The following is a 22387-nucleotide window of genomic DNA, read 5'->3' as shown; positions in this document are numbered from 1 at the left end:
TTTGTTATAATAAAATGAATAAAAAATGCAAACAGTCGTTGCTAGCGGGGGGAGTTATACGTTGAAAAGGGTTACGATGCAGCAGATTGCCGACCATCTGGGCGTTTCGAAGTTTGTCGTCTCCAAGGCGCTTTCGGGAAAAGGCGGCGTCAATGAACATACGAAATCGCGGGTCATTCAAGCCGCTTCCCAGCTCGGATATTTTGCCCAGAAAAATGCCTACATGAAAAATAAAGAAGGGGAACCCAGCGTCATTTCGGCATCCGGCAAGCAGTCTGTCATCGTTTTGATGCCTAACATTCGCTTTCAGACCAAGGATTCCTTATATTGGGGGAAAATTATGGAGGGCATTTCGCGGGAGCTCGAACGGAAGGGCCTCGGCATGGTCATCGTCACGGAGTCCCGGGTGGATTCGTTCGTCCATGTGCTGAATCCAAGCGGGATTTTCGGCATGATCGGGGTCGGCAAAATCGATTCCGAGCTGCTGCTGGAGACGCACCGCCTTGGCATTCCCATGGTCCTCGTCGATCATGAAGACGACCTAATTCCGACGGATACGGTTTTCGTCAACAATACGGACGCGATTGCCCGGCTTTGCAACCATTTGATCGGCCTTGGCCATACGCGTTTTCAATTTGTCGGGGACGTTCGTTTTTCCCGCAGCTTTCAGGACCGATGGATCGGATATCGCAAAGCGCTTGAACAGAACGACCTGGAGGCACCCAAACCCATTGATCCGATGCTGACGCTGGATGGGGTGGACAGCGGCGAGTTCGCCGGGGAATTCGAGAAATGGCTGACCAAGATGAAAGAAAAGGGGCAGCTGCCGACGGCGCTGGTCTGCGCCAACGATTCGATCGCGTTCGGGGTAATCGCCGCATTGCGGAGACACGGCATCCGGGTACCGGAGGATATTTCCGTCACCGGCTTTGACAACATCGATGCCGCCGACCGGTCCCAGCCTGCACTGACGACCGTGCATGTGCCGAAGGAGGCCATGGGCGAACGGGCGGTCAAAAAGCTGCTTGAAAGGATCCGGTATCCGGAGCTTCCCGTCGAGAAAATCCTGGTATCCGCGGACATCGTGCACCGGGACTCCACGTCGGAGCCCAGGGAGCCGTAAAAAGGCCGGCGGCGAAAAGCGCATCGGGGGAAGCGGCCGCCTCCGGCCGCGGATCGCTGCGGCTCCGTTGGCCGGCCCGAAACCGCACCGTCATAAAAAAAGGGGATCCATCAGCCGATAAACGGCAGAAGATCCCCTTTTGATCTTTCAGGATTTTGCAAACCCCGATTCCAGCTGCTCCCTGGTCCCATATATAGGTGAACGAAACCGTTCCGCTCTATAAATTGCTGATTGAAAGCGGCTCTTCGGATTTTTGCCGAATCTTTATTTAAATGCGGGCCTTGAGCAATTCCAGATTACGGTCGATCAGTTGGATGCGTTGTTCCACGCATGCATAGGAGCGCAAGGCGTCCTCCGGCGTGTGCAGCACGTAATCCAGCAGCTGGTCTACCGTGGTGGTAGCCACATGTACCCGGGTATCGGAGGAGGCGTAATAAATGTATACGTTTCCGTCGTCGGTGGCGATCACTCCGTTGCAGAAGACGACATTGGAAACGTCGCCCACCCGTTCTTCGCCTTCCGGCGCAATGAAATGTCCGCCTGGACGGTGCGTCACCTGGTAAGGACGGTCCAAATCGGACAGGAAAGCGTATAGAACGTATCTGAGGCCGGCAGCCGTATTGCGGACGCCGTGCGCGATATGGAGCCAGCCGCGGTCGGTTTTGATCGGCGCGGGGCCTTGTCCGTTTTTGACTTCCTTGATGGTGTGGTATTGGCGTTCGTCGATGACGATCTCCTGGTCGATGACGGCATGTTCGATGGAATCGGATAATCCCCAGCCGATCCCTCCGCCGGAACCCGCATCGATGAATCCGTCCTGCGGCCGGGTGTAGAAGGCATATTTGCCGTCGACGAATTCGGGATGCAGCACGACGTTCCGCTGCTGCGGCGATCCGGTCTTCAGATCGTCCAGGCGCTCCCATGTGACAAGGTCTTTCGTGCGGGCGATTCCGCACTGAGCGATCGCGCTCGACAAATCGCCCCGGGGAGCGTCCGGATCTTTCCTCTCGGTGCAGAACAAGCCGTATATCCAGCCGTCTTCGTGCTGCACCAGCCGCATGTCATAGACGTTCGTATCCGGAACGTCGGTTTCGGGCATGACGATCGGATGATCCCAGAAGCGGAAGCCGTCGATCCCGTTGTCGCTTTCGGCGACCGCGAAAAAAGACTTGCGGTCCACGCCTTCGACGCGGGCGACCAAATAAAATTTGCCGTTCAAATGAATGGCTCCGGGATTAAAAACGCCGTTCACGCCAAGCCGTTCCGAAAAATACGGGTTCGTTTCGGGATTAAAATCGTATCTCCAGATCAGGGGCGCATGGTCTGCCGTGAGCACCGGGTAGCGGTAGCGGTCGTAAACGCCGTTGCCCGGCTGCATTTTTTCGTTTTTCCGGTTGATTAACGTTTCATAATTTTCGGTCAGCTGCCGTTTTCTTTGCTCGAACAAGCTCATTATATCCCCTCCGATAATCGTGAATCGGCTTTCCGGCCGTTCGTTTCTTTTTGAAGGCGGGACAGCATTTCAAGGCAGGCCCTGCCGTTATGGTACGGGCATTTCCATGCGCTGATTTTCGGGCCGCCAGGCAGCGGCACGCCGTTCGGGCCGACGCCCCAATGCCATTCCCCGTGCTCGCGGTCAACGATGTATTGCTGAATGAATTTCCAGGAGTCCGAGGCTGCAGCCCTGAATTTGGGATCCCCCGTCAATTCATAGGCATTGTAGAAGCCGACCATGGCTTCGGCTTGCGGCCACCAATCCTTGTCGGCATCGGTCACTCCGTCAGGATCGGCTTCGTTCCAGATCCCGCCGTCCCGGTCGACGCCGTTTGCGATGACGGCTTCCGCCATTTGGACGGCAACGGCTCTTACGCGTTCCAGCAGCGGCTGATCCTGAAGAACTTCGGCGGCTTCCAGCAGCAGCCAGCTGCCTTCGATATCGTGGCCGTAGGAAATATGCGAGCCTTTTGCGTTCCATTCCTCGTCAAAAAACAGCCGGAAATGCCCCGTGGCAGGGTCAACGATCTTTTCGATCGTCACCTCGATTAACCGCGCCAGGCTTGAAGCCAGCGCCGGCGATTTCCATGCCCGGTACAGGTTCGTATAAGCCTCCAGGACATGGAGATGGGTGTTCATCGATTTTTTCTCATTCAGGTCCTTGTTGCTGAGGCTGAAGCTGCTCGTAGGCGTCCAGTCGCGTCCCAAAGCTTCGATATAACCTTGATGGATCGGGTCGCGGCTATGCCGTTCAATTAGCTCATACAGCTCGATGGAGGCATCCAAAGCCTCCTGGTGTCCATCGGCAAGATAGAATTCGGATAATGCGTAAATCGCAAAGGATTGCCCGTAAATCTGCTTCTTATCCTGGGACGGATGGCCGTCGGCATCCACCATCCAATACAACCCTCCGAAGGTCCGATCCAGAAAATGCTCGACCAAGTAATGATAAGCTCTGCTTGCGATCTTCAGGTATTGCTCTTCTTTGTAGCGGCGGTAAGCGGCCGAAAACGTCCATAAGATGCGGGCGTTCAGCACCAGCCCTTTGTCGGCCCGTTCATTCACGCGGAGCTGCCGGTCGATTTCGCCGTAAAAGCCGCCGCGCGCGTCGTCCACGCTTTTGTCCATCCAAAACCGCAAAATATTGTTTTTCAGCTCGTCCTCAAGCTCCTGCATCCACGGCAAGGCGTCCATCATGTCAGCATCCTCCTTGCGCATGCGCCCCGTGTTTCAGACGAAGGTCGTAATGTTCCCTGATGACGTCTTCGGCCTCTTTGCCGTATACGCAATAACCGTCATCCGCGGACGCTTCATCCCGGCGGTACAGCTCGGCCGGCCAATCCCACAGCATAAACCCTTGCACCCAATCCCGCCCGCTGCACTTGCCGAACATGGTGCGGTAAAAATCGGCCTGCTCGGTTTCGTTCGCCGCGCCTTGAAACGTCCAGTCGTTGGGAATCGAAGCCGAACCGGTTCTGCTCGGACATCCGGCCTCCATAAAAATGAACGGCTTGTTGAACTTCCGGACGACGGCTTCAATCCGGTCCAATTGGTTGTCCCAATCCTGAATCGGATAATATCCGCTGGAGCTGATCACGTCGAGGTCGTCCCACCAAACAACGTTATCCTCCTGATATTTATCGCAATTATACGTGAGAATTCCGCTGTAAACGTCCCTGACTTTAGATATCAGCTCGCGCCATTCCCGTTCCCGGCGGTCCGTTTGCACCATTTCGCAGCCGATGCACAGCATCTCGCACCCGGTTTCCTCGGCGATCTTCGCAAAATGAAGGATATAGCGGTCATAGGAAGCAAACCAATCGCTCCACTTCGGTTCGCAGGGCACGTCCTTGTCGAAAAAGTTGATGTGGGCCCGCCACGTCCCGTCGGCGCAGTTGACAATCGGCTTCAGGCACACCTTGAGCCCCAACGATTTGGCTTTGGCAATGGCCCATTTGACCTCGTCATCCGTCACGGTCGGCTCTTCCCAGTAAGGGATCTCCGTGGAGAAGGGAGTCGCTTGGTAAGCCGAAAAGGCGATGGCGGTCCAATTGATGCCGGTCGTTTCGGACATCGCTTCCATGGAAGCGGAGGCTTTTTCGGTAGCCCATGTTCCTCTGACTCCCATGAATCCCCATGTCATGCCCGCGATAAATGGTTCTGTTAGTTTCAATTCGTTCACCTCATGTCGTTTAAATAACAGGCTTATTCGTTAGAACCAAACAACTTGTTATGATTTGTTATCATAAATAATAACAAAATAAATACCATATGCTAAATATATACCGGAACCTCGGACGATATCAATACCTAAAAAGCAAATGAGTGCTAACGGAGGCATGAAAAATCGAAGCGGTTATGATGAAAAACAAACAGCCGCTTGGGTAAGCGGCATTCGTGTCAATCTTTATCGTCGATCGATGTTTGGCGATGAAATGGGGCAGTTGATCACAATCTTTTTTTATATTCGTTCGGCGTTACGCCGACCATCTTTTTAAACAATTTATTGAAATAGGCGGGGTCCGGATAACCCACCTCGGCGCCGATTTGGTGTACCTTCATGCCCGGTTCGGTCCGAAGGAGGCGTTTGGCGTTTTTCATCCTGACCTCGGCGATGTACTCCGTCACTGTGAGGCCCGTTTCGTGTTTGAAGAGCTTGCTCAAATAACTTGGGGTCAGGAAGACGAGATTGGCCAGCGTATTCAGCTCGACATGCCCGCTGTAGTTTTCGGCGATCCAGCGTTTGACCGTCTCGACGGCCTTGCTGCCCATTTCCTTGCGGGCTTCCTGCACTTCCGCCAACGCGCCCATGAAAAAGGACAAAAACAGCTGCTTCATTTCCGTAAAGGACAGGCAGGCGAGCAGATGCTCCTTCCACCCGGCATGGGCCGGCGACTCGAAAACGTCCTTCAGCTCCCGGATTTCCGCGGCCGCCGTTTCTTCGATCTGGCAGCATGTCTCCAGGATGGCTTCGGGAGAGGCCGATGCCGACCTGAGATGCTCGAACCGCCGCTGAATCCACTCCTGCAGGGATGCCCCGTGAAGGAGATGGAGCTGCTCGGTAAAAAACTCCCACTCCGCGGCGGTTATCTCCTGCACCCGTGGCGGCGTTTGGAGGCCGCGGGCGCCGCCGCAGGGGACGTAATAGCGGGGGGCATGCGCATAAATTCCCGTATCGCAGGCGAGCTTGGCCTCCAGGTAGGACGCCCTGAGCATTTTGACATCATTGTAGACATGGCTGGAACCGGCATGGACCCGGCCGTCGGCCCCGCCATGGAACGCGTCGCCCGTCAGGAACTTGCCGATCCGGGTGACGTCTTCCGCTCCGGGAGCTTCGGCGAAATAAAAAATATAGGCTTGCAGCCGCCATGGAAGGGCGAACCGATCGAATAACCATTCGGGATCAAGCCCCTCCGAACCCCGGCAGCATTCCTGCGCTTGCTCCGGTTCCCCGAAGTCCGCTTTTTGGACGAACGCCACAAAATAAGGCCGGGGAAGCGTCAGCTCTTCCCAAACAAAGTCTGCCACGGCCTCGCTATGAAGGCAGGTGTGGATCAGCCTTTGGCGGTGGACCGCCTCTTTTTCCCTGGCGGACTCGCGTTCGTCGTTTAACCGGTAAAGCAGCTCAAACAGCTGTTCCTTGTTGATCGGCTTGAGCAGGTAATCGACGGCGGAAGCCCGGATGGCTTCCCTGGCATATTCGAATTCCGTAAATCCGCTCATGAGGATGGAACGGATATGGGGATGGGTCGCCCTTAAGCTTTTGATCAGCTCAAGGCCGTCGATGACAGGCATCCGGATGTCCGTAATGACCACGTCGACTTCGAGTCCCGGAAGATGCCGAAGCACATCCTCCCCGTCCGGAAATTGGCCGACGACCTGGAAGCAAGGACTTTCCTTGCCGATGATCTTCGCCAGTCCTTCGCGAATCAGCATTTCATCGTCCACGATGATGATGTTAAGCAAGCGGCTTCGCCCTCCTTTCTTCTCGAAACGCCGGAATCATTCCCCGTCATCGGGCAGTTTTTCCTTGATTTTGATCAAAACGCTCGTCCCGGCCCCCGGTTCGCTGTGAACCTGCAGGCCGCATCCGTGGCCGTAATGCAGACGGATCCGTTCGTTGACGTTGTGGATGCCGATGCCGAACGATCCGCCGGCATCCGTCTCTCTCAAGCTGGCGTTCAGCGCCAGCAATTTGTGCCCGTCCATTCCGACGCCGTCGTCTTGAACCCGGAAAATGACGTGCTCGCGTTCCTTCCAGGCGGCAATCGAAACCGTGCCCGTGCCCGGCTTGCGCTCCAGCCCGTGAAACACGGCGTTTTCGACGATGGGCTGGAAAATCAGCTTCAATACCGGAAGCCCGCGAAACGCTTCGGGGACATCGATCGTCAGCTTGAATTTTCCCGGGAACCGGATGGACAGAAGATCGAAATAATGTTGGACGTGATCAAGCTCCTGGGCTATGGTCACCGTTTCTTCGCCACGGACGATGCTGTACCGCAGCTGGGTCCCGAGCAGGTAAGTCAGCTTGGCCACCTGCGGATCATCGTTGATTTCCGCCAGCATGCGGATCGACTCCAGGGTATTGTAGATGAAATGAGGATTGATCTGGCTTTGCAGCGCCCGCATGTCGGCCAATTGCTTCCGCTTTTCCGTGGCCTTGATTTCGTTCAGCAGTTCCTTGACCCGCAAAATCATCCGGTTAAAATGGCTTCCGAGCATGCCGATTTCGTCCTCGTACCGGGTGGTGATCCAAACGTTCAGGTTCCCGTGCTGCACCTGCTTCATATAACGCACCATCGACTTCAGCGGCTTGGTCAGCGCATGGGAGAAGAAGGTGGCGGCAATCAGCGCAATGCTGAGCAGCAGCAGCGTCGTAACGATCAGCGTGGTGCTGTTTTGCTTGACCTTATACAAAATTTTGGCGAGCGGAATCGAAACCGACGTGGTCCAGCCCGTCTGCTCCGACACCACATAAACGGTCAAATAGCTTTTTCCGTCGATTTCCGATTCGAAATAGCCGGTTTGCCGGCTTTGCCTCATCGACATCAGTTCCGACTGCCGCGCGCTGACGGTCCCGGGATCCCCGCTGGCATAGACCAGCTTGCCCTGTTCATCCAGGATTAAGGAGGAGCCTTGGGTGACCCGGTCCATCGGCTCCGCGATGTCCTGAAACAGCCCGATGTCGATGTCGAATACGATAATCCCGATATCCTGAAGCGTACTCGCCGATTTCACCGTGCGCAGCACGCTGAATACGGCCTTTTCCTTGTTGCCGTTCACCCGGATCGAATGCCTTCCCATCAGAATGGGGTGCGCCCCGGACTGCTGGTCAACGAGCCTTTTCCAGGTGCCCAGCTGCTCTTTCGTGGACAGCTCCGTAATATCCGGCCTTTTGTCGAAAAAGATATGCTCGTAACGGTCGACCAGATAAACGGCGGCGATCTCCTTTTTGGTGTGGCTCAAATAGCTGAGGAACATCCCCATGGCAACGTTTTTTCCCCAGTCGGTCGTCTCCTGCTCCAAATAATATTGGACGTCGGAATTGTAAAGGGGAAGGGCGGTCGAACGCTTCAGGTCCGCAACGTACCTGTCGGTCGTGTTCGACGCGTTGACGGCCATTTGGATCGCATTGTTCGTGGCGTTTTGCAAAACCGAATCGAAGGTGGAGCGCGCCGAAAGATAGCTGACGTAGGTGATGGGCAGCGACAGCAGAAAAACGAAAATAAGAATCAGCTTTTTCTCCAGTGAAAGGTTGGCAAGAAACACCCATCCCTTGCGTATCATCCGGCCGATCCGACGAATCATGCGAGTTCTCCCCCTGATGCTTTGATTTATTTCACCGCTCCGCTGGTGACTCCTTCAAAGATATACCGCTGAAGGAAAATGTACAATATGACCGTCGGCAGCAAAATAAGCAAGATGGCGGCGCAGATCAAATTCCAGTCGGCCGTGTTGACACCCTGGAACCGCATGAGGACGGTTGTCACGACGCCCAGGCTTTGCTTCGGCATGTAGAGGTACGGAATGTACATGTCGTTATAGATGCTGATGGTCTTCAAGATGACCAGCGTGGCGGTTGCCGGCGTCAGGAGCGGAAAAATGATGGACCGGTAAATTTTGAACAGGGAGGCTCCTTCCACCATGGCGCTTTCGTCCAAGTCGTACGGGATGTTTCGGATGAACTGCAGATACAAGATGATCTGAATCACGTCCGCCCCGATGTACAGCACAATGGGCGCGGCCAGCGTGTTGTACAGTCCCATGCCTTTGATGATGCCGAAGGTGGCGACCTGGGTCGTAATGCTCGGAATGATGGTGGCGATCAGGTACGCGCCGAACACGACGGGCTTCAGCTTGAAGGAGAAGCGGCCGAGAGCGTAGGCGACCATGGTGCCGAACAAAATATTCAGGGCAAGGGAAACGACGATGATGACGAGGATGTTGCCGAAGCCGCTGAGCAGGCCGCCGCGTTCAAACACGATGTTGAAATTTTCGAAATTGAAAAAGCTGTGCGGCAGCGAAATGGAGCTGCTGGCGTTGAACTCGTCCTTCGATTTGAATGCATTGACGATGACGACGTAGGGCGGAAAAAAAACGACAAAAACGCCGATCAGAAGCGTGATGTATTTAATCAGGTCCTGCACGCGAAAACGGGATGGTTTCATCACTTATTGCCTCCTCTGCTGAGAACGAACTGTTGTACGGCAAGCACGATCACCACAAACCCGAGCAGGACGACGCTCATGGCTGATGCAAGCCCATAATTGTTGTAGGCGAAGGCCGTATCGACGACCCGCTGCACGTAAGTTTCGCTGGCGCCTGCCGGGCCGCCTTTGGTCAGCACGAACGGCAGATCGAACACTTCCAGCGCCCCCGTGACGGTGAGGAACAAATTCAGCTGGATCACGGGTTTCATGTTCGGGAGCGTGATTTTCCATAACGTCTGCCACGAATTGGCCCCGTCGATTTTCGCCGCCTCGTACAGATCCCGCGGGATCGCCTGCAGCGAAGCGATATAGATGACCATGTTATATCCCATAAAACGCCATAATCCGGTCGAAGCCAGCGAATAGTTGACCAGCCCATCGGTACCGAGCCAGCTCGTCTCTCCGAGACCGGTCAATCCGAGGCTGTTCAGGAACAGGTTCAGCGAACCGTTGGTCGTGTCGAACACGTAACCGAACATAAAGGCAACCGCAACGCCGTTCATGATGTAGGGCAGGAACAGGAGAATCCGAAACAGGTTGCGGCCGCGAAGCTTGCTGTTCAAGACCACGGCAAAATAAATGGCGATGATGTTTTGAATAATCCCCATGACAAAATAAGCGAAGTTATGTTCAAAAACCTTGAAGATGTCCGGATTGGAAAACACCTCTTTATAATTGTCCAGTCCGACCCAAGGTTTTTCCGGGCTGTACCCGTCCCAATTGGTGAAGCTGTAATAAATGAGCTTTACTGCCGGATAATACGTGAACGTCGCCAGAAGGATCAACGGAATGAGCAGGAAAGAGACGATCACGATCGTTTTTTGTTTGTTGTACGAAAGCGATGAAAACATCTTACATACCTTCTTTCTGCAAAAAGCTTTTGCTGTGGCCGCGCCGAAAAAGGGAAACAAAATGGATTATCGCCGTGACGGATAATCCATTTTGCTTCGAACCGTTATTTAAAGCGGGCAGGGTTGATATTGGCGAATGCTTATTTGCCGAGGTCCTTTTTGGCTTTGGCCCAGGCTCTGTTCCATTTGTCGAGCACGCTTTGCGGATCTTTGGCAAGCACGAATTCCTGGGCGAGGGCCGGCAAATCGAGTTGGGCTTTGTTGGAAATGTTGGCGACGTCCATGTTGTCCGGAGTGCCTTCCTGAAGCTCGACGCCGGTGGCCTTGAATTCTTTCAATTGGGCCAGCGTGGATTCCTTATCCTTCAGCGGCGGAATGAATCCGGCGAAATCCGCGTATCCGGAGTCTTCCAGCATCCATTTTACGAAGGCTTTGGCCGCTTCCGGGGACTTGCTGTTTTTCGAGACCGCGTAGAAGAAATCCGGGCTCAGGGCCGCTCTCACCGTTCCGGAATTATCGTAAGGGAGAGGGAAAAATCCGACGTTGTCGGCCGTCGTTCCGGCTCCAATCACCTGGTTGATGACCCAGTTTCCGAGGAAATACATCGCGAACTTGCCTGAAGCGACGTCCTTTTTGGACTGCTCCCAGTTGGTGGAGTTGATGTCTTTTTCAAGATATCCTTTTTCATTCAGCTCGCGGATCAGGCTGAGCGCCTTGCCGTAACCGTTATCCATCGTAAACGGCGTATCGGTGTTCAGCTTGGCGTTCGGGAAATCCGGATTGTTTTCGATCACCCGGGGCAGGTCGTAAACCCAGTTGTTAAGCGGCCATTTGTCTTTGAAGTTCGAAGCGAGCGGCACGATGCCTTTTTGCTTCAGCTTCTCGCAAGCGGCGAGGAATTCGTCCCAGGTTTTTGGAATTTCGGTGATTCCCGCATCGGCAAAAGCTTTTTTGTTGTATACGATGCCCGAAGTGGAGTTGCCGCTGGAGAGGCCGTACACCTTTCCGTCGAAGGCTTTGAAATCTTTGAACGTCATGTTGTCGTTCAAGCCCAAATCGTCGAGCGGCAAAAAGTATTTCGGAAGATCGGAGTTCGGAATGTTAGGGATAAACATCACGTCGGGCAGTTCGTCGCCGGCCATGCGGACTTTAGCCTGCTGGTTGTAGTCCGTCTGGGAAGCTTCGAATTCGACTTTGATGTTCGGATATTTTTCGTTGAAGCGTTTCAAGTATTCGTCATATTCTTTGCCGATCATGTCGGTACGGTTGGTCAGGAACGTTATGCTTCCGCTGATATCGGTTCCGTCCCCTGTTTTCGCTTCGCCTCCGGTTTTGGTTCCCTCTGTCGGGGTGGAGGATCCGCCTGCGGTTTCAGAGGTTTTGCCATCGCCGCCGGAACCGCAGGCGGATAGGATCGTAGACAGGATAATAACAAAAGCTAACAAGTAATAGGATCTTTTTTTCATCCTTGTTCTCCCCATTTCTTTGTTTGATAGCGTTTACAGGCTTATTTTAACGTTTGTTCGCCGCATTTGAAATGTACTCGTTTGTTATTTATTGTCTATTTTTGTGCAAAATGAAATCGTTGACATGCAACTTGAACTAACAAAATAATAACAGAGTACGATAAAAAAGCAGTTCATAACCATAAAGATGATCATTCAACCATGATATGTTGGGCGGGACCGCCTGGCAAGGGGAAGACCCGGCGCCGTCCGCAAGCCGCAAACGGCAAACAGCCCCCGGCACGCCTGGAGCGCACGGGGGCTGTCGTAAGTTCGCCGGTTCGGGGAACTTATTGAAGTATGTTCTTAATAATCGGACCAGTCCCGGTCGCCCGACAGGAATTTTTCCGTCAGGATCGACAGGAGCTGGATTCCGACCTCGTTTTGTCCGCCTTCGGGGATGATCAGGTCGGCGTATTTTTTGGAAGGTTCGATAAAGGCTTCGTGCATCGGCTTCACCGTCGTCAAATACTGCTGGTGCACCGACTGGATGGAGCGGCCGCGCTCCTCGATGTCGCGCACGACGCGGCGCAAAATGCGGACGTCCGGATCGGTGTCGACGAACACCTTGATATCCAGCATTTCTCGGAGCTTTTCGTCGGACAATACATGAAGGCCTTCGATGATGACGATGTTGTTCGGCTTAAGCTCAACCGTTTCCGTCTCCGAACGGGCATGGACGGTAAAGTCGTACACCGGAGCATACGCCGGTTGGCCGTCGCGGAGAAGGGTAAGATGCTCTATCAAAAGCTCGTTGTCGAAAGCGAACGGATGGTCATAGTTGATATGCGCCCGTTCCTCGAGCGTGAGATGCTTGTGGTCTTTATAATAATTATCCTGGGATATGAACGTCACTTTGCCCGTACCTAGACGGTCGATGACGGAGCGGGCTACTGTCGTTTTGCCGGACCCTGTTCCGCCGGCGATACCTATAATGAGCATGGCTTGAATATAAACCTCCCTGATCGATTTGCCGTCCAGTATTGTAGCATAGCCCGGCCCTTTTTTCACCCTGAAATCGCATTTGCGGCGCCTTGCGCCGAAAATCGCGACATCAATTCGACGAATGCATTAAACGCGCTGGTGCGGAACAAATCGCGCCGGAACACGAAGCTGACCACGGAGCGCCGGTATTTTTCCGGAATGGGGAGGACGCTGATTTTGCCCGCCTCTTCCCAGGTTTTAACGGAGGAACGGGTGACCAGCGATACGCCCAGCCCGGCCGACACGCCCCCCCAAAATCGCCTCCAGCGTCCCGAACTCCATGCTGTTCAGCGACTGCTGATGCTCTTCCTGCAGCCATCGTTCCAATGTTTTGCGGTGATAACAGCCTTTGCCGAAAAACAGCTGCGGTTTGGCAAGCGCCGATTGCAGCGATGTTTCGCCGGGTTCCGCGATCAGGACCATCTCTTCCTCGAACGTATACAGCTCCTCCAGATCGGGATGATGTTGCGGCCCGTTCACGAAAGCGGCGTCAAGCTCATACTCCAGCACGCTTTTGACCAGGTCCGAGGTATGCCCGGTGGACAGCGATAACTGGACGTCGGGGTAACTCCGGTGATACTCCAGCATCATCACGGGAAGCTGGACCGCGGCGGTCGTTTCAAGCGATCCGATGCGCAGCGTGCCGCTCGGCGTCTCCGAGTTCCGGGTGGACTTGACCGCCTCATCCAGCAAATACACGATTTTGTCGGCATATTTCAGCAAATTTTCGCCGGCCGGCGTGAGCGATACGCCGCGGCTTTGCCGGTACAGCAGCGAGGTGTTCAGCTCCGCCTCGAGCTGCCTGATGCGGGCCGTGACGTTGGACTGCACGTATCCGAGCCGGGCCGCCGCTTTCGTGATGCTGCCTTCCCTTGCTACGGCTTGGAATATTTTCAAATCGGCGCTTTCCATGCGTTAGCCACCTTCCTTCCACAGTGTCAACATTCAAAGCAGGGTTGTTTATCTTATCATCATTTCCAGTGATGAAATGCATCGGTTTTAATCATTTTACATGATAACATGCCCTGAAATACACTGTACATAATCCTTAAAGAAAAGAAGGTGGCATACGAATGCGAAACTTGCGCATCATGCTGTTGACCGTGTTTGCGATGCTGGTTTCCGGCCTCAATTTTCCCGTCGGCAAAATGGCTTTGGCTTTCGGTTCCCCGTTCGTGCTGCTGGCGATCCGGTTCATTGCCGCGGGCCTGCTGATGCTGCCGTTTATTGCGAAGCGTCCGCATCCCCGCAGGGCGGCCGACTGGCTTAAAATCGCCGTCATCGGCCTTCTGCAGTCTGCGCTGGTGATGGCCGGCATCTATTTGAGCATGAAGACGATCTCTTCGGGAAGCTCCTCGATTTTATCTTCCACGAATCCGATCTGGTTTATTATTTTCAGCTTCCTGTTGTACCGTGTTCGTTACCGGGCCGTGCAATGGGCGGGCGTGCTCATCGGTTTCGCCGGCGTTGCCGTCGCGCAGGGTTTTACCGTGCAGCTGGAAAGCGGCTTCTGGTATGCGATCGGGGCGGGCATGGCTTGGGGGCTGGCAACGCTCCTTACTTCCCGCTGGGGCAAGGCATACGACACGTGGGTGATGGCCGCGTATCAAATGCTGATCGGGGGAGTGCTTTTGCTGGCTGTCGGTCCGTTATTGGAGCAGCCGCATTTTATCTGGGATCCGGATCATCTCGTTAAAGAGCTGTTCGTTCTTGGGTGGATGATTCTGATGAGCTCGATCGCCCAATTCGTGGCCTGGTATTACGTCCTGATGAACAGCGACCCGGGGAAAGCGAACGTGTATCTGTTCCTGATTCCGCTGTTTGGCTTATGTTCCGGATGGCTCTTGCTCGGCGAGCCCCTTCATGCGTACGTGCTGGCCGGAGCCGTTTGCACGGGGATCGGCATTTTTCTCGTCAACAAGCCAAGGCCCGCAAAAGCGGTTCAAGCGGCGGCGGAAGGCAGCGGAACGGGAGCGGGAAAACGGCAATGCCCTGCCGGGTAAAAAACAGCTTTTCCTTGCCATTCCCATGGAAGTTGCTCTTTTCATGCCCGTAGGCTATCGTTGGAATAGGAAATGATTTCAAGTACCGAAGGGATGGACTTTGGATGAAAAATAAAGTGATTTTTCTGACGACCGACAGCCTGGGCAACGGGGAACGCGAGCTGGGATCGCAAATTTTGGAGACTTTCTTCACGCTTCTGAAGCAGCGGGAGCAGCTGCCTGCAGCCGTTTTTTGCGCCAACCGGGGCGTGCTGGCCTTAACCGAACAATCGCTGGCCTCCGTTCATTTGAAGGAGCTTGCGGACCGGGGGGTTCCGGTGCTGGCCTGCGCCACCTGCGTCGACTATTACGGCGTGCGTGAACAGCTTATGGCCGGGGAGATTTCCAGCATGGGACATTTTATGGAACTGGCGGAAGCCTTCGAAGTGATGACCCTGGCTTAAGCAAACGAAAAGCTCTGTGCCGGCGTTGGCGCAGAGCTTTTTTTCATCGCGTAGGTTCGGTTATATCGTTAATTTGCGCTTGTTCGATGTTGTAATCGCTGTCAAATCCGCTGCAAGAAACATGCCGATCGCTACAACCACTTTTCGGCCCATTTCTCTACCGCCTGCAGCGCTCTCCCCAGTTCGGTTCCTTTTCTCGTCAAGGAATACTCAATCCGCACGGGTCGGTCCGAAATGACGTTGCGAATGACGATCCCGTTGTCCTCCAGTTCCTTGATCCGTTCGTTAAGCATGCGTTTGCTGAGGTCCGGAATATAGGCGTGAATTTCGCTGAAACGCTTGGGCTCTTCCATTAACGTATGAACAATAAGATTAACCCACTTTTTCCCCGTGATTTGGTGCGCCATTTCGATTTTTTGGCATAAAGTTTCGTATTTTTCATCGTTCATCCTCCGCTCACTCCTTCGCCCCATAGATCAAAACCATGGTTACTAAATATTATCAGGTTACACATTTTGCAGGGATATGACAAACGTCACAGCGTGCTGCACATACGATGGCGACTTGACAATTAACACCATCATATCACGGAAAGCGCTGTCATTAAAGGGGGAAGGATGCCGTTCATAATTTCGACAAAAAAAGTTTGACAGTTCGACAAAATAGGTTTAATATGGGCGATGTTAAAGTAAACGGGTTATTAAAAGTAACCATACTGTACTATGCACGGAGAAAAAAGAGAGAGCTGCTGGTAACAAAGTATTTGGGTGGAATGGAGGAATCGAATAATGGACAATATGACATTTGTCTTGTTTGGCGGGACGGGAGATTTAGCGAAGCGTAAAATCTATCCGGCCTTATTTAATTTGTATATAGATAAAAAAATGCCAGAAACGTTTTCGATCATCGCGTTGGGCAGAAAAGAGACGACCCATGCCGAGTTTCAACAAGTCGTGGCGAAATCGCTGGAGACTTTTTCGAGAAGAACGGCAAGCGACGAGGCGCAGTTGAATGCTTTTCTTGAAACCGTCCGTTATGCGGCGCTGGATGCCGGCAACCTGGAGGATTTCAACAAGCTGCGTACCCTCGTGGAACAGCGCGAGCAAGAATTGAACATTCCGGACAACCGTTTGTTCTATCTGTCGGTAGCGCCCGAGTTTTTCGAAACGATCGCCTTTAACATCAAGGACAGCGGACTGGGCTCCACCACCGGCTGGAAGCGACTGGTCATCGAAAAACCGTTCGGACGGGATCTGCAATCGGCGCGTCATCTGAACGCGCAGCTCAGCAAAGCTTTCGACGAAAGCGAAGTTTATCGCATCGACCACTACCTCGGCAAACCGATGGTCCAAAATCTCGAAATCCTCGAATCTTCGAACCCGATTCTCAAGGCGCTTTGGTCCAATCACCATATCGCCAACGTCCAAATTACGGCCAGCGAAACCGTCGGCGTTGAAGAAAGAGCAGGGTATTACGATCATTCCGGAGCGATCCGCGACATGGTGCAAAACCATATGCTTCAGCTGCTGATGATGATTAGCATGCGCCTTCCGCGCAAAGGAGATGCAAGCGAAGTCCGCATGAAGAAAAGAAACGTCATGGAATCGCTGCGTCCGCTTAATAAGGAAACCATCGCCCAAAACGTCGTGCGCGGCCAGTATGCAGCCGGGGAAATCAACGGCAAACCCGTTCCGGCCTACATCGACGAACCCGGCGTTCCGGCCGGATCGAAAAACGATACCTTCATCGCGCTCCGCTTGTGGATCGACAACTATTTCTGGAGCGAAGTTCCGTTCTACATCCGTACGGGCAAACGCATGAAGGAAAAATCTACGCGCATCGTCATTGAATTTAAAGAGCCGCTAAAAGGACAGAATACCAACAATGATCCTAATCTGCTGGTAATCGAAATTAATCCGAACGAAGGCATCTTTATTCAATTGAACAAAAAAGATCCGCTGGACAACGAAAAGCTGGAACCGATGCGGATCAACTTCTACGAATGCGGCAACGACTTGCCGGAAGCTTACGAAAACTTGATCCACGATGCGGTTCGCGGGGATTCCACGTTCTTTGCGCATTGGGACGAAGTGGAGCTGTCCTGGCAGTACGTGCAGCCGATTTTGGACGCGTTCGAGCAAGACTTGATTCCTCTGTCTTATTATCCTGCGGGCTCCAACGGACCGGAAGCATCCGATCAGTTGGTTGCGGCGGACGGATTCAAATGGTGGCTGGATAAACCCGTCGAAGGCGAAAAAGCCGAAGAAAAAGAACTGGCGGTTCAGCGCTGATTTTTTTAGAAATCATACTGTAAAAGGCAAAAAACAAAAAAGGCTCGGGATAAATTAGTGATTGATATGAAGCAGGGGCAGCGAAGGGGACGGAATCGATTCTTTCGAAGCGACAGCGATCGGAGGAACGATCCGTAACCGCAGCGGCTAACATGCGCATGATCAAGGGCTGGTTTCATCATGAGCCCAAACCAATAGAAAATATGGTGTGGAGGGAATACAAATGAAAGTCGGATTAATCGGATTAGGTAAAATGGGATTGAACTTGGGACAAAACTTGATGGATCACAACCACAGCGTCGTTGCATTCGATTTGAACACAGCCGCTGTTGAAGACATGAAGAGCAAGGGCGCCGAAGGCGCTGCAAGCATCAAAGAGCTTGTGTCCAAGCTGGAAACACCAAGAATCGTGTGGATCATGGTGCCTCACTCCGTTGTAGACTCGGTTCTTGACGAGCTGAAACCACTGTTGTCCAAAGGCGACATCGTGATCGAAGCCGGCAACTCGCACTACAAAGAGTCGATTGCAAGATACAATCAAATGAAAGAATTCGGCGTGAGCTTCCTTGATGTGGGCACGTCCGGCGGCATGGAAGGCGCACGCAACGGCGCTTGCTACATGATCGGCGGCGACCAAGAAGCTTGGAACCATGTCGAGCCGATCTTCAAAGACACGGCGGTTGAAAATGGATACCTGTATGCAGGCAAAGCCGGCAGCGGCCACTTCCTGAAAATGGTCCACAACGGCGTAGAATACGGCTTTATGGCTGCCATCGGCGAAGGATTCGAAGTGCTTGAGAAGAGCGATTTCGATTTTGACTACGAAAAAGTGGCCCGCGTATGGAACAACGGTTCCGTTATCCGTTCCTGGCTGATGGAATTGACGGAAAAAGCATTTGCCAAAGACGCAAAATTGGATGAAATTAAAGGAATTATGCAATCTTCCGGCGAAGGTAAATGGACAGTGGAAACGGCTCTGGATCTTCAGGCTGCCACTCCGGTTATCGCTATGTCCCTGCTGATGCGTTACCGTTCCCTGGAAAACGACACGTTTACGGGTAAAGTCGTTGCAGCGCTTCGCAATGAATTTGGCGGCCACGCTGTAGTGAAGAACTAATTCCAGATCCAAAACAATACACATATATGGAGGTTATGCATCATGAAATTTTTTATCGATACTGCCAATCTTGAGGACATCAAAAAAGCTTACAAAATCGGCGTGCTTTCCGGCGTCACGACCAACCCTTCCCTGGTAGCCAAAGAAGGCGTGAAGTTCGAAGACCGCATCGAAGAAATTTTGAAGGCTGTTCCTGAAGTGGAATCCGTATCCGCCGAGGTCACTCCGGATGCCGAAACCGCTGAAGACATGATTGCGCAAGCCGAAGAGCTCATCAAGATCAACGGCGGAGACAAAAATATCACGATCAAGCTTCCAATGACGCTGGCTGGTCTTGAAGCTTGCCGTTACCTCACCAAAAAAGGCGTAAAAACGAACGTTACCCTGATCTTCACCGTGAACCAAGCGCTCCTCGCTGCACGCGCAGGCGCAACTTACGTATCCCCGTTCCTGGGCCGCTTGGACGACATTTCTGAAGACGGCGTGCTGCTCGTATCCAAAATCGCCGAGCTGTTCCGCGTCCACAACCTGGATACGCAAATCATCGCGGCATCGGTTCGCCATCCGGACCATGTTACCCGCGTAGCTATGGCCGGCGCTCACATTGCGACCGTTCCGTTCAGCGTCATCGCGCAGCTTGCGAAGCACCCTCTGACGGATCAAGGCATCGAGAAGTTTGCTGCTGACTGGAAAAACGCAACAAAATAAGCTAGTTATATTATAAGTAAGGATTTCGCGAATCCTAAAATAAAAGGCTTCCCTCGAGTCGAATGGCATCGGCTTGAGGGAGGCCTTTTTTGCGGGCGCAGGGGGTTTATCGGGCAGTCTGAGGCTTCATTTTCGCCCCGGGCTTTCCGCTGCTTTTTTCGGACGAAAAACCGGCTGTAAAGATAATTTGCGTTTAAAGAAAATTTTCCCTTTATTGGAATCGGTAAAGAGTGTATTATAATTCGTACCTAAAACAAATGAAATCCACATTAATCCAAAAAGTCGGAGGGCAAATGGATAAGCTTCCAGAAGAAATCGGAAAGGTTCTGCAGCGGCATGGCGCCGATCCGGAAGGCGTTTTGTGCTGGATGCTGTGCGACCGGACGCTGGACGGAGGATTCTCGGATACGTACGTGCTGCTTACCCGCGAGCATGTATGGATCCTGGCCAGCTTGGAGGAGCCTTTGCAGGAGAAGACGTACGGCGGTTATGCCGCGGGTACGCGTGCAAAACAGCCTCCCGCCCCGCGGGAGCGGAGGTGGACGTTCGAGCGGCTGCCGATCGGGGACGTCGAGTCCCTGACCATCGTCAACCTGGTCGCGTCCGGCATGGTGGTGTTGAAGGCGCCGGAGGAACGGGCGATCGCCGCTTTTACGAACGGCCACATGAGGGCGGCAGCGCGGCTGGCGGGGATGTTTGCCAAGGTGAAGAAAAACGAGGAGCCGGAGGAACAGGAGACGGAGGACGGCGACGAGCGCGCCGCGTGCCCGAAATGCGGCATGATCTACCCCGAGGAAGGGCGCAAGGTTTGCCCCAAATGCATGAAAAAACATGCGGTATTCGGGAGGCTGCTGTCATTTGCGGGCAGGTACAAGGCTTCGATGTTTTGGATCGTGCTTTTGATGCTGCTCGGTTCCGGAACGGGGCTCGTCATTCCTTATTTGCAGGGGACGTTGCTGTTCGACCAGGCGCTTGGCGGAGAAGGGGCTTTTGCGGGCAAAATCGGGCTCGTCATCTTGCTGATCATCGTGTTTCGGACGTTGTCGCTGCTGTTCGGTGTACTCTACGGGGTGATTAACGCGAAGATGGCCGCGAACATCGCCTTTGATTTGAAATCGAGCGTGTTTCAGGCGATGCAGCGGCTTTCCTTGAGCTTTTTCGAGAAAAAGCAGACGGGGCAGCTCATGACGCGGGTGAACAATGACGCAACCGAGCTGCAGTATTTTTTCGTGGACGGCATTTCTTATTTCGTCGTAAACGCGATGAACATCGTCGGGATCGTCACGGTGCTGCTCATCATGGATTGGAAGCTGACGGTGTTGTGCCTGCTGCCGCTTCCGCTCGTGTTTTGGCTTGTTCGGAAAGCGTTTCCCAAGCTGTGGCGCCTGTCCATCCGCAGGCATAAGCGGGTCGCGGCGATGAATGCCATCATCAGCGATACGATCCGCGGGACGCGCGTCGTCAAGGCTTTCGGGAAGGAGCAGATGGAGAATGCCCGTTTTGGCCGGGCCAGCGGCGCCTTCTCCGAGGCGGAACAGTCGTTTAACAAAATGGGCGTCACGTTGTTTCCGGTATTAAACATATTAACGCAGGTCGGCGGCATCGTGATTTGGGCTTTTGGCGGCTGGAAGGTGATGCAGGGCGACTTTACGTTCGGGAAAGTGATGACCTTTATTAACTACATGCTGCTATTGTACGGTCCGATCCAGTTCATGAACAACATCGTCAACTGGTGGTCGTATTGCATGTCCGCTGCCCAGCGGATTTTCGAGATTCACGACGCGGTGCCGGACGTTGCGGAAAAGCCGGATGCCGTCCAGCTTTCGGAAATGAAGGGCGAAATCGAGATCAAAAACGTCACCTTCGGCTACGAGCCGAACAAGGCTATTTTGAAGGGAGTTTCCCTGCACGCGCGTCCCGGCCAGATGATCGGGGTCGTCGGACACTCGGGGGCGGGCAAATCGACGCTCGTCAACCTCATCCCAAGGCTTTACGACGTTAATGAGGGAGAGATCCGGATCGACGGCATCCGCATCAAGGATCTGTCCATGGCTTCGCTGCGCAAGCATATCGGCATCGTATCCCAGGACGTGTACGTCATGTCGGGCAGCATCGCCGAAAACATCGCCTACGCCGACCCGGACTGCACGCTGGCGGACTTGGTCCATGCCGCCAAAATCGCCGGAGCGCATGATTTCATCGAAAAGCTGCCGGAAGGCTACGACACGATCGTCGGCACGGGCGGGCATAACCTGTCGGGCGGTGAAAAGCAGCGGCTCAGCATCGCGCGGGCGATTTTGCATAATCCGAAAATTTTGATATTGGACGAAGCGACCGCTTCCCTCGATACGAAAACGGAGCTGCAAATCCAGGAGGCGCTGGACACCCTCATTCGGGGCCGTACGACGATTGCGATCGCCCACCGCCTCTCGACGCTGCGAAACGCCGACTACTTGGTCGTGCTTGAGCAGGGAACCATCGTGGAGGAAGGAACCCACGAGCAGTTAATGAAAAAAGAAGGGGCGTATTACGGCCTGGTGCAAAAACATGACGAAGCGCTGAAAATGAAAGAGGTGATCACGGCATGACCCAAAACGAAACGGGAGCGGCACGAAGCCCGGGGAAAAGCAGCGCCGGCTTGGCGGACGCGGCCCAAATCCGTTATCTGTCGCCGGCGGATGCGACGTTCACCCGGACGGAAGGGCGGATGTTAAACGTGACCGTCGGGGGTCAGGCGCATGCGGGCGTGTATATCCATTGCTCTTTTCCCCATACGAACAGACGGATCTATTTATCGGTCCGGACCGCGGAAAACGAAGAAATCGGCATGATCCGCTCGCTGGATGAGTTCCCGAAGGAAACGCAGGAGCTGCTGGAGGAGCAGGTGCAGCTGCGGTATTTTGCCCCGGAAATCACGAAGGTGCTGTCGGTGAAGGAGGAATTCGGCTATTCCTATTGGGAAGCGGAAACCTCGTCGGGGCTGTGCCGGTTTACGGTCCGGAGCGGCGGCGGGAACGTCAAGCTGATGACGCCGAACCGCCTGCTCGTCGTCGACGTGGACGGCAACCGGTTCATCATTCCCGAACTGGACCGTTTAAGCGATAAGGAATACCGGATGATCGAAGTATGCATGTAGGCTTTGAAAAGCCTGCAAGCAA

Annotated in this window: 20 protein-coding genes; 8 read left to right on the top strand and 12 right to left on the bottom strand. The window is 53.7% G+C overall.

Features of this window, described 5'->3' with window-relative positions; all coding sequences use genetic code 11:
• The first annotated feature begins 61 nt into the window (after nucleotides 1–61).
• Entirely contained in the window at nucleotides 62–1123 is a 1062-nt protein-coding gene (locus AC27KL_RS02705; RefSeq protein ID WP_487168724.1) for a LacI family DNA-binding transcriptional regulator, read from the top strand.
• 268 nt (nucleotides 1124–1391) lie between these two features.
• Here AC27KL_RS02705 and AC27KL_RS02700 read toward each other — a convergent pair whose 3' ends face one another.
• The 11 genes from AC27KL_RS02700 to AC27KL_RS02650 all read right to left on the bottom strand — a co-directional run bounded on the left by AC27KL_RS02700 (nucleotide 1392) and on the right by AC27KL_RS02650 (nucleotide 13579).
• A complete protein-coding gene (locus tag AC27KL_RS02700) occupies nucleotides 1392–2576 on the bottom strand; it encodes a glycoside hydrolase family 130 protein (RefSeq protein ID WP_487168723.1) in 1185 nt (394 codons plus the stop codon).
• Entirely contained in the window at nucleotides 2576–3811 is a 1236-nt protein-coding gene (locus tag AC27KL_RS02695; RefSeq protein ID WP_487168778.1) for an AGE family epimerase/isomerase, read from the bottom strand. The genes AC27KL_RS02700 and AC27KL_RS02695 overlap by 1 nt, the downstream gene beginning before the upstream one ends.
• Nucleotides 3812–3815: 4 nt before the next feature.
• On the bottom strand, nucleotides 3816–4760 hold the full coding sequence (locus AC27KL_RS02690; RefSeq protein WP_487168777.1) for a glycoside hydrolase family 113: 945 nt from the start codon (nucleotides 4758–4760) through the stop codon (nucleotides 3816–3818).
• A gap of 305 nt (nucleotides 4761–5065) precedes the next feature.
• Nucleotides 5066–6583, bottom strand: coding sequence for a response regulator (locus AC27KL_RS02685; protein WP_487168722.1), 1518 nt, complete (start codon nucleotides 6581–6583; stop codon nucleotides 5066–5068).
• 36 nt (nucleotides 6584–6619) lie between these two features.
• Complete coding sequence (locus AC27KL_RS02680) at nucleotides 6620–8425, bottom strand: cache domain-containing sensor histidine kinase (RefSeq protein ID WP_487168721.1); 1806 nt, start codon at nucleotides 8423–8425, stop codon at nucleotides 6620–6622.
• 26 nt (nucleotides 8426–8451) lie between these two features.
• Nucleotides 8452–9285: a carbohydrate ABC transporter permease gene (locus AC27KL_RS02675; protein WP_052147203.1), complete on the bottom strand. Its 834-nt coding sequence runs from the start codon at nucleotides 9283–9285 to the stop codon at nucleotides 8452–8454.
• Nucleotides 9285–10178 carry a carbohydrate ABC transporter permease gene (locus AC27KL_RS02670; protein ID WP_487168720.1) on the bottom strand — a complete coding sequence of 298 codons (894 nt, stop codon included), beginning with the start codon at nucleotides 10176–10178 and terminating at the stop codon, nucleotides 9285–9287. Before AC27KL_RS02670 ends, AC27KL_RS02675 begins: the two co-directional genes overlap by 1 nt.
• A gap of 140 nt (nucleotides 10179–10318) precedes the next feature.
• Nucleotides 10319–11644 (bottom strand): ABC transporter substrate-binding protein, encoded by a 1326-nt coding sequence (locus AC27KL_RS02665; protein ID WP_487168719.1) that lies wholly within the window; start codon nucleotides 11642–11644, stop codon nucleotides 10319–10321.
• A gap of 345 nt (nucleotides 11645–11989) precedes the next feature.
• Complete coding sequence (gene udk / locus AC27KL_RS02660; protein WP_487168718.1) at nucleotides 11990–12625, bottom strand: uridine kinase; 636 nt, start codon at nucleotides 12623–12625, stop codon at nucleotides 11990–11992.
• 65 nt (nucleotides 12626–12690) lie between these two features.
• Nucleotides 12691–12912: a LysR substrate-binding domain-containing protein gene (locus AC27KL_RS02655; protein WP_487168717.1), complete on the bottom strand. Its 222-nt coding sequence runs from the start codon at nucleotides 12910–12912 to the stop codon at nucleotides 12691–12693.
• Complete coding sequence (locus AC27KL_RS02650; protein ID WP_487168716.1) at nucleotides 12866–13579, bottom strand: LysR family transcriptional regulator; 714 nt, start codon at nucleotides 13577–13579, stop codon at nucleotides 12866–12868. The genes AC27KL_RS02655 and AC27KL_RS02650 overlap by 47 nt, the downstream gene beginning before the upstream one ends.
• Nucleotides 13580–13740: 161 nt before the next feature.
• Here AC27KL_RS02650 and AC27KL_RS02645 point away from each other — a divergent pair, with 161 nt between their 5' ends.
• Together AC27KL_RS02645 and AC27KL_RS02640 are read left to right on the top strand one after the other, a co-directional pair.
• Nucleotides 13741–14670 carry a DMT family transporter gene (locus AC27KL_RS02645; RefSeq protein WP_487168715.1) on the top strand — a complete coding sequence of 310 codons (930 nt, stop codon included), beginning with the start codon at nucleotides 13741–13743 and terminating at the stop codon, nucleotides 14668–14670.
• Nucleotides 14671–14774: 104 nt separating this feature from the next.
• Nucleotides 14775–15113: a DsrE family protein gene (locus tag AC27KL_RS02640; protein ID WP_339322997.1), complete on the top strand. Its 339-nt coding sequence runs from the start codon at nucleotides 14775–14777 to the stop codon at nucleotides 15111–15113.
• Nucleotides 15114–15244: 131 nt separating this feature from the next.
• Here the strand turns inward: AC27KL_RS02640 and AC27KL_RS02635 are convergent, their stop codons facing one another.
• On the bottom strand, nucleotides 15245–15562 hold the full coding sequence (locus tag AC27KL_RS02635; protein WP_036713341.1) for a winged helix-turn-helix transcriptional regulator: 318 nt from the start codon (nucleotides 15560–15562) through the stop codon (nucleotides 15245–15247).
• A gap of 339 nt (nucleotides 15563–15901) precedes the next feature.
• On the opposite strand from AC27KL_RS02635, the gene zwf reads away from it, so the two are divergent.
• The 5 genes from zwf (at nucleotide 15902) to AC27KL_RS02610 (ending at nucleotide 22365) form a co-directional block, all read left to right on the top strand.
• Complete coding sequence (zwf, locus tag AC27KL_RS02630; protein WP_487168714.1) at nucleotides 15902–17404, top strand: glucose-6-phosphate dehydrogenase; 1503 nt, start codon at nucleotides 15902–15904, stop codon at nucleotides 17402–17404.
• 223 nt (nucleotides 17405–17627) lie between these two features.
• Complete coding sequence (gene gnd / locus AC27KL_RS02625; protein ID WP_036713338.1) at nucleotides 17628–18521, top strand: phosphogluconate dehydrogenase (NAD(+)-dependent, decarboxylating); 894 nt, start codon at nucleotides 17628–17630, stop codon at nucleotides 18519–18521.
• A 42-nt stretch (nucleotides 18522–18563) separates the two neighbouring features.
• Nucleotides 18564–19229 (top strand): fructose-6-phosphate aldolase, encoded by a 666-nt coding sequence (fsa, locus tag AC27KL_RS02620; RefSeq protein WP_036713337.1) that lies wholly within the window; start codon nucleotides 18564–18566, stop codon nucleotides 19227–19229.
• A 293-nt stretch (nucleotides 19230–19522) separates the two neighbouring features.
• On the top strand, nucleotides 19523–21817 hold the full coding sequence (locus AC27KL_RS02615; protein WP_487168713.1) for an ABC transporter ATP-binding protein: 2295 nt from the start codon (nucleotides 19523–19525) through the stop codon (nucleotides 21815–21817).
• Entirely contained in the window at nucleotides 21814–22365 is a 552-nt protein-coding gene (locus AC27KL_RS02610; protein WP_487168712.1) for a DUF1854 domain-containing protein, read from the top strand. Before AC27KL_RS02615 ends, AC27KL_RS02610 begins: the two co-directional genes overlap by 4 nt.
• The last annotated feature ends 22 nt before the right edge of the window (nucleotides 22366–22387 follow it).

This window comes from Paenibacillus sp. YAE3, assembly GCF_057546105.1.
Note: the sequence above shows the minus strand (reverse complement) of the source record. Positions and strands in the feature narration are given on the sequence as shown.

Coding starts and splice junctions, on each gene's coding strand:
- zwf (WP_487168714.1), top strand. CDS start 15,902: ATGGACAATATGACATTTGTCTTGTTTGGCGGGACGGGAGATTTAGCG.
- AC27KL_RS02680 (WP_487168721.1), bottom strand. CDS start 8,425: ATGATTCGTCGGATCGGCCGGATGATACGCAAGGGATGGGTGTTTCTT.
- AC27KL_RS02645 (WP_487168715.1), top strand. CDS start 13,741: ATGCGAAACTTGCGCATCATGCTGTTGACCGTGTTTGCGATGCTGGTT.
- AC27KL_RS02665 (WP_487168719.1), bottom strand. CDS start 11,644: ATGAAAAAAAGATCCTATTACTTGTTAGCTTTTGTTATTATCCTGTCT.
- AC27KL_RS02675 (WP_052147203.1), bottom strand. CDS start 9,285: ATGAAACCATCCCGTTTTCGCGTGCAGGACCTGATTAAATACATCACG.
- AC27KL_RS02690 (WP_487168777.1), bottom strand. CDS start 4,760: ATGACATGGGGATTCATGGGAGTCAGAGGAACATGGGCTACCGAAAAA.
- AC27KL_RS02635 (WP_036713341.1), bottom strand. CDS start 15,562: ATGAACGATGAAAAATACGAAACTTTATGCCAAAAAATCGAAATGGCG.
- AC27KL_RS02615 (WP_487168713.1), top strand. CDS start 19,523: ATGGATAAGCTTCCAGAAGAAATCGGAAAGGTTCTGCAGCGGCATGGC.
- AC27KL_RS02650 (WP_487168716.1), bottom strand. CDS start 13,579: ATGGAAAGCGCCGATTTGAAAATATTCCAAGCCGTAGCAAGGGAAGGC.
- fsa (WP_036713337.1), top strand. CDS start 18,564: ATGAAATTTTTTATCGATACTGCCAATCTTGAGGACATCAAAAAAGCT.
- AC27KL_RS02640 (WP_339322997.1), top strand. CDS start 14,775: ATGAAAAATAAAGTGATTTTTCTGACGACCGACAGCCTGGGCAACGGG.
- AC27KL_RS02695 (WP_487168778.1), bottom strand. CDS start 3,811: ATGGACGCCTTGCCGTGGATGCAGGAGCTTGAGGACGAGCTGAAAAAC.
- AC27KL_RS02610 (WP_487168712.1), top strand. CDS start 21,814: ATGACCCAAAACGAAACGGGAGCGGCACGAAGCCCGGGGAAAAGCAGC.
- udk (WP_487168718.1), bottom strand. CDS start 12,625: ATGCTCATTATAGGTATCGCCGGCGGAACAGGGTCCGGCAAAACGACA.
- gnd (WP_036713338.1), top strand. CDS start 17,628: ATGAAAGTCGGATTAATCGGATTAGGTAAAATGGGATTGAACTTGGGA.
- AC27KL_RS02670 (WP_487168720.1), bottom strand. CDS start 10,178: ATGTTTTCATCGCTTTCGTACAACAAACAAAAAACGATCGTGATCGTC.
- AC27KL_RS02700 (WP_487168723.1), bottom strand. CDS start 2,576: ATGAGCTTGTTCGAGCAAAGAAAACGGCAGCTGACCGAAAATTATGAA.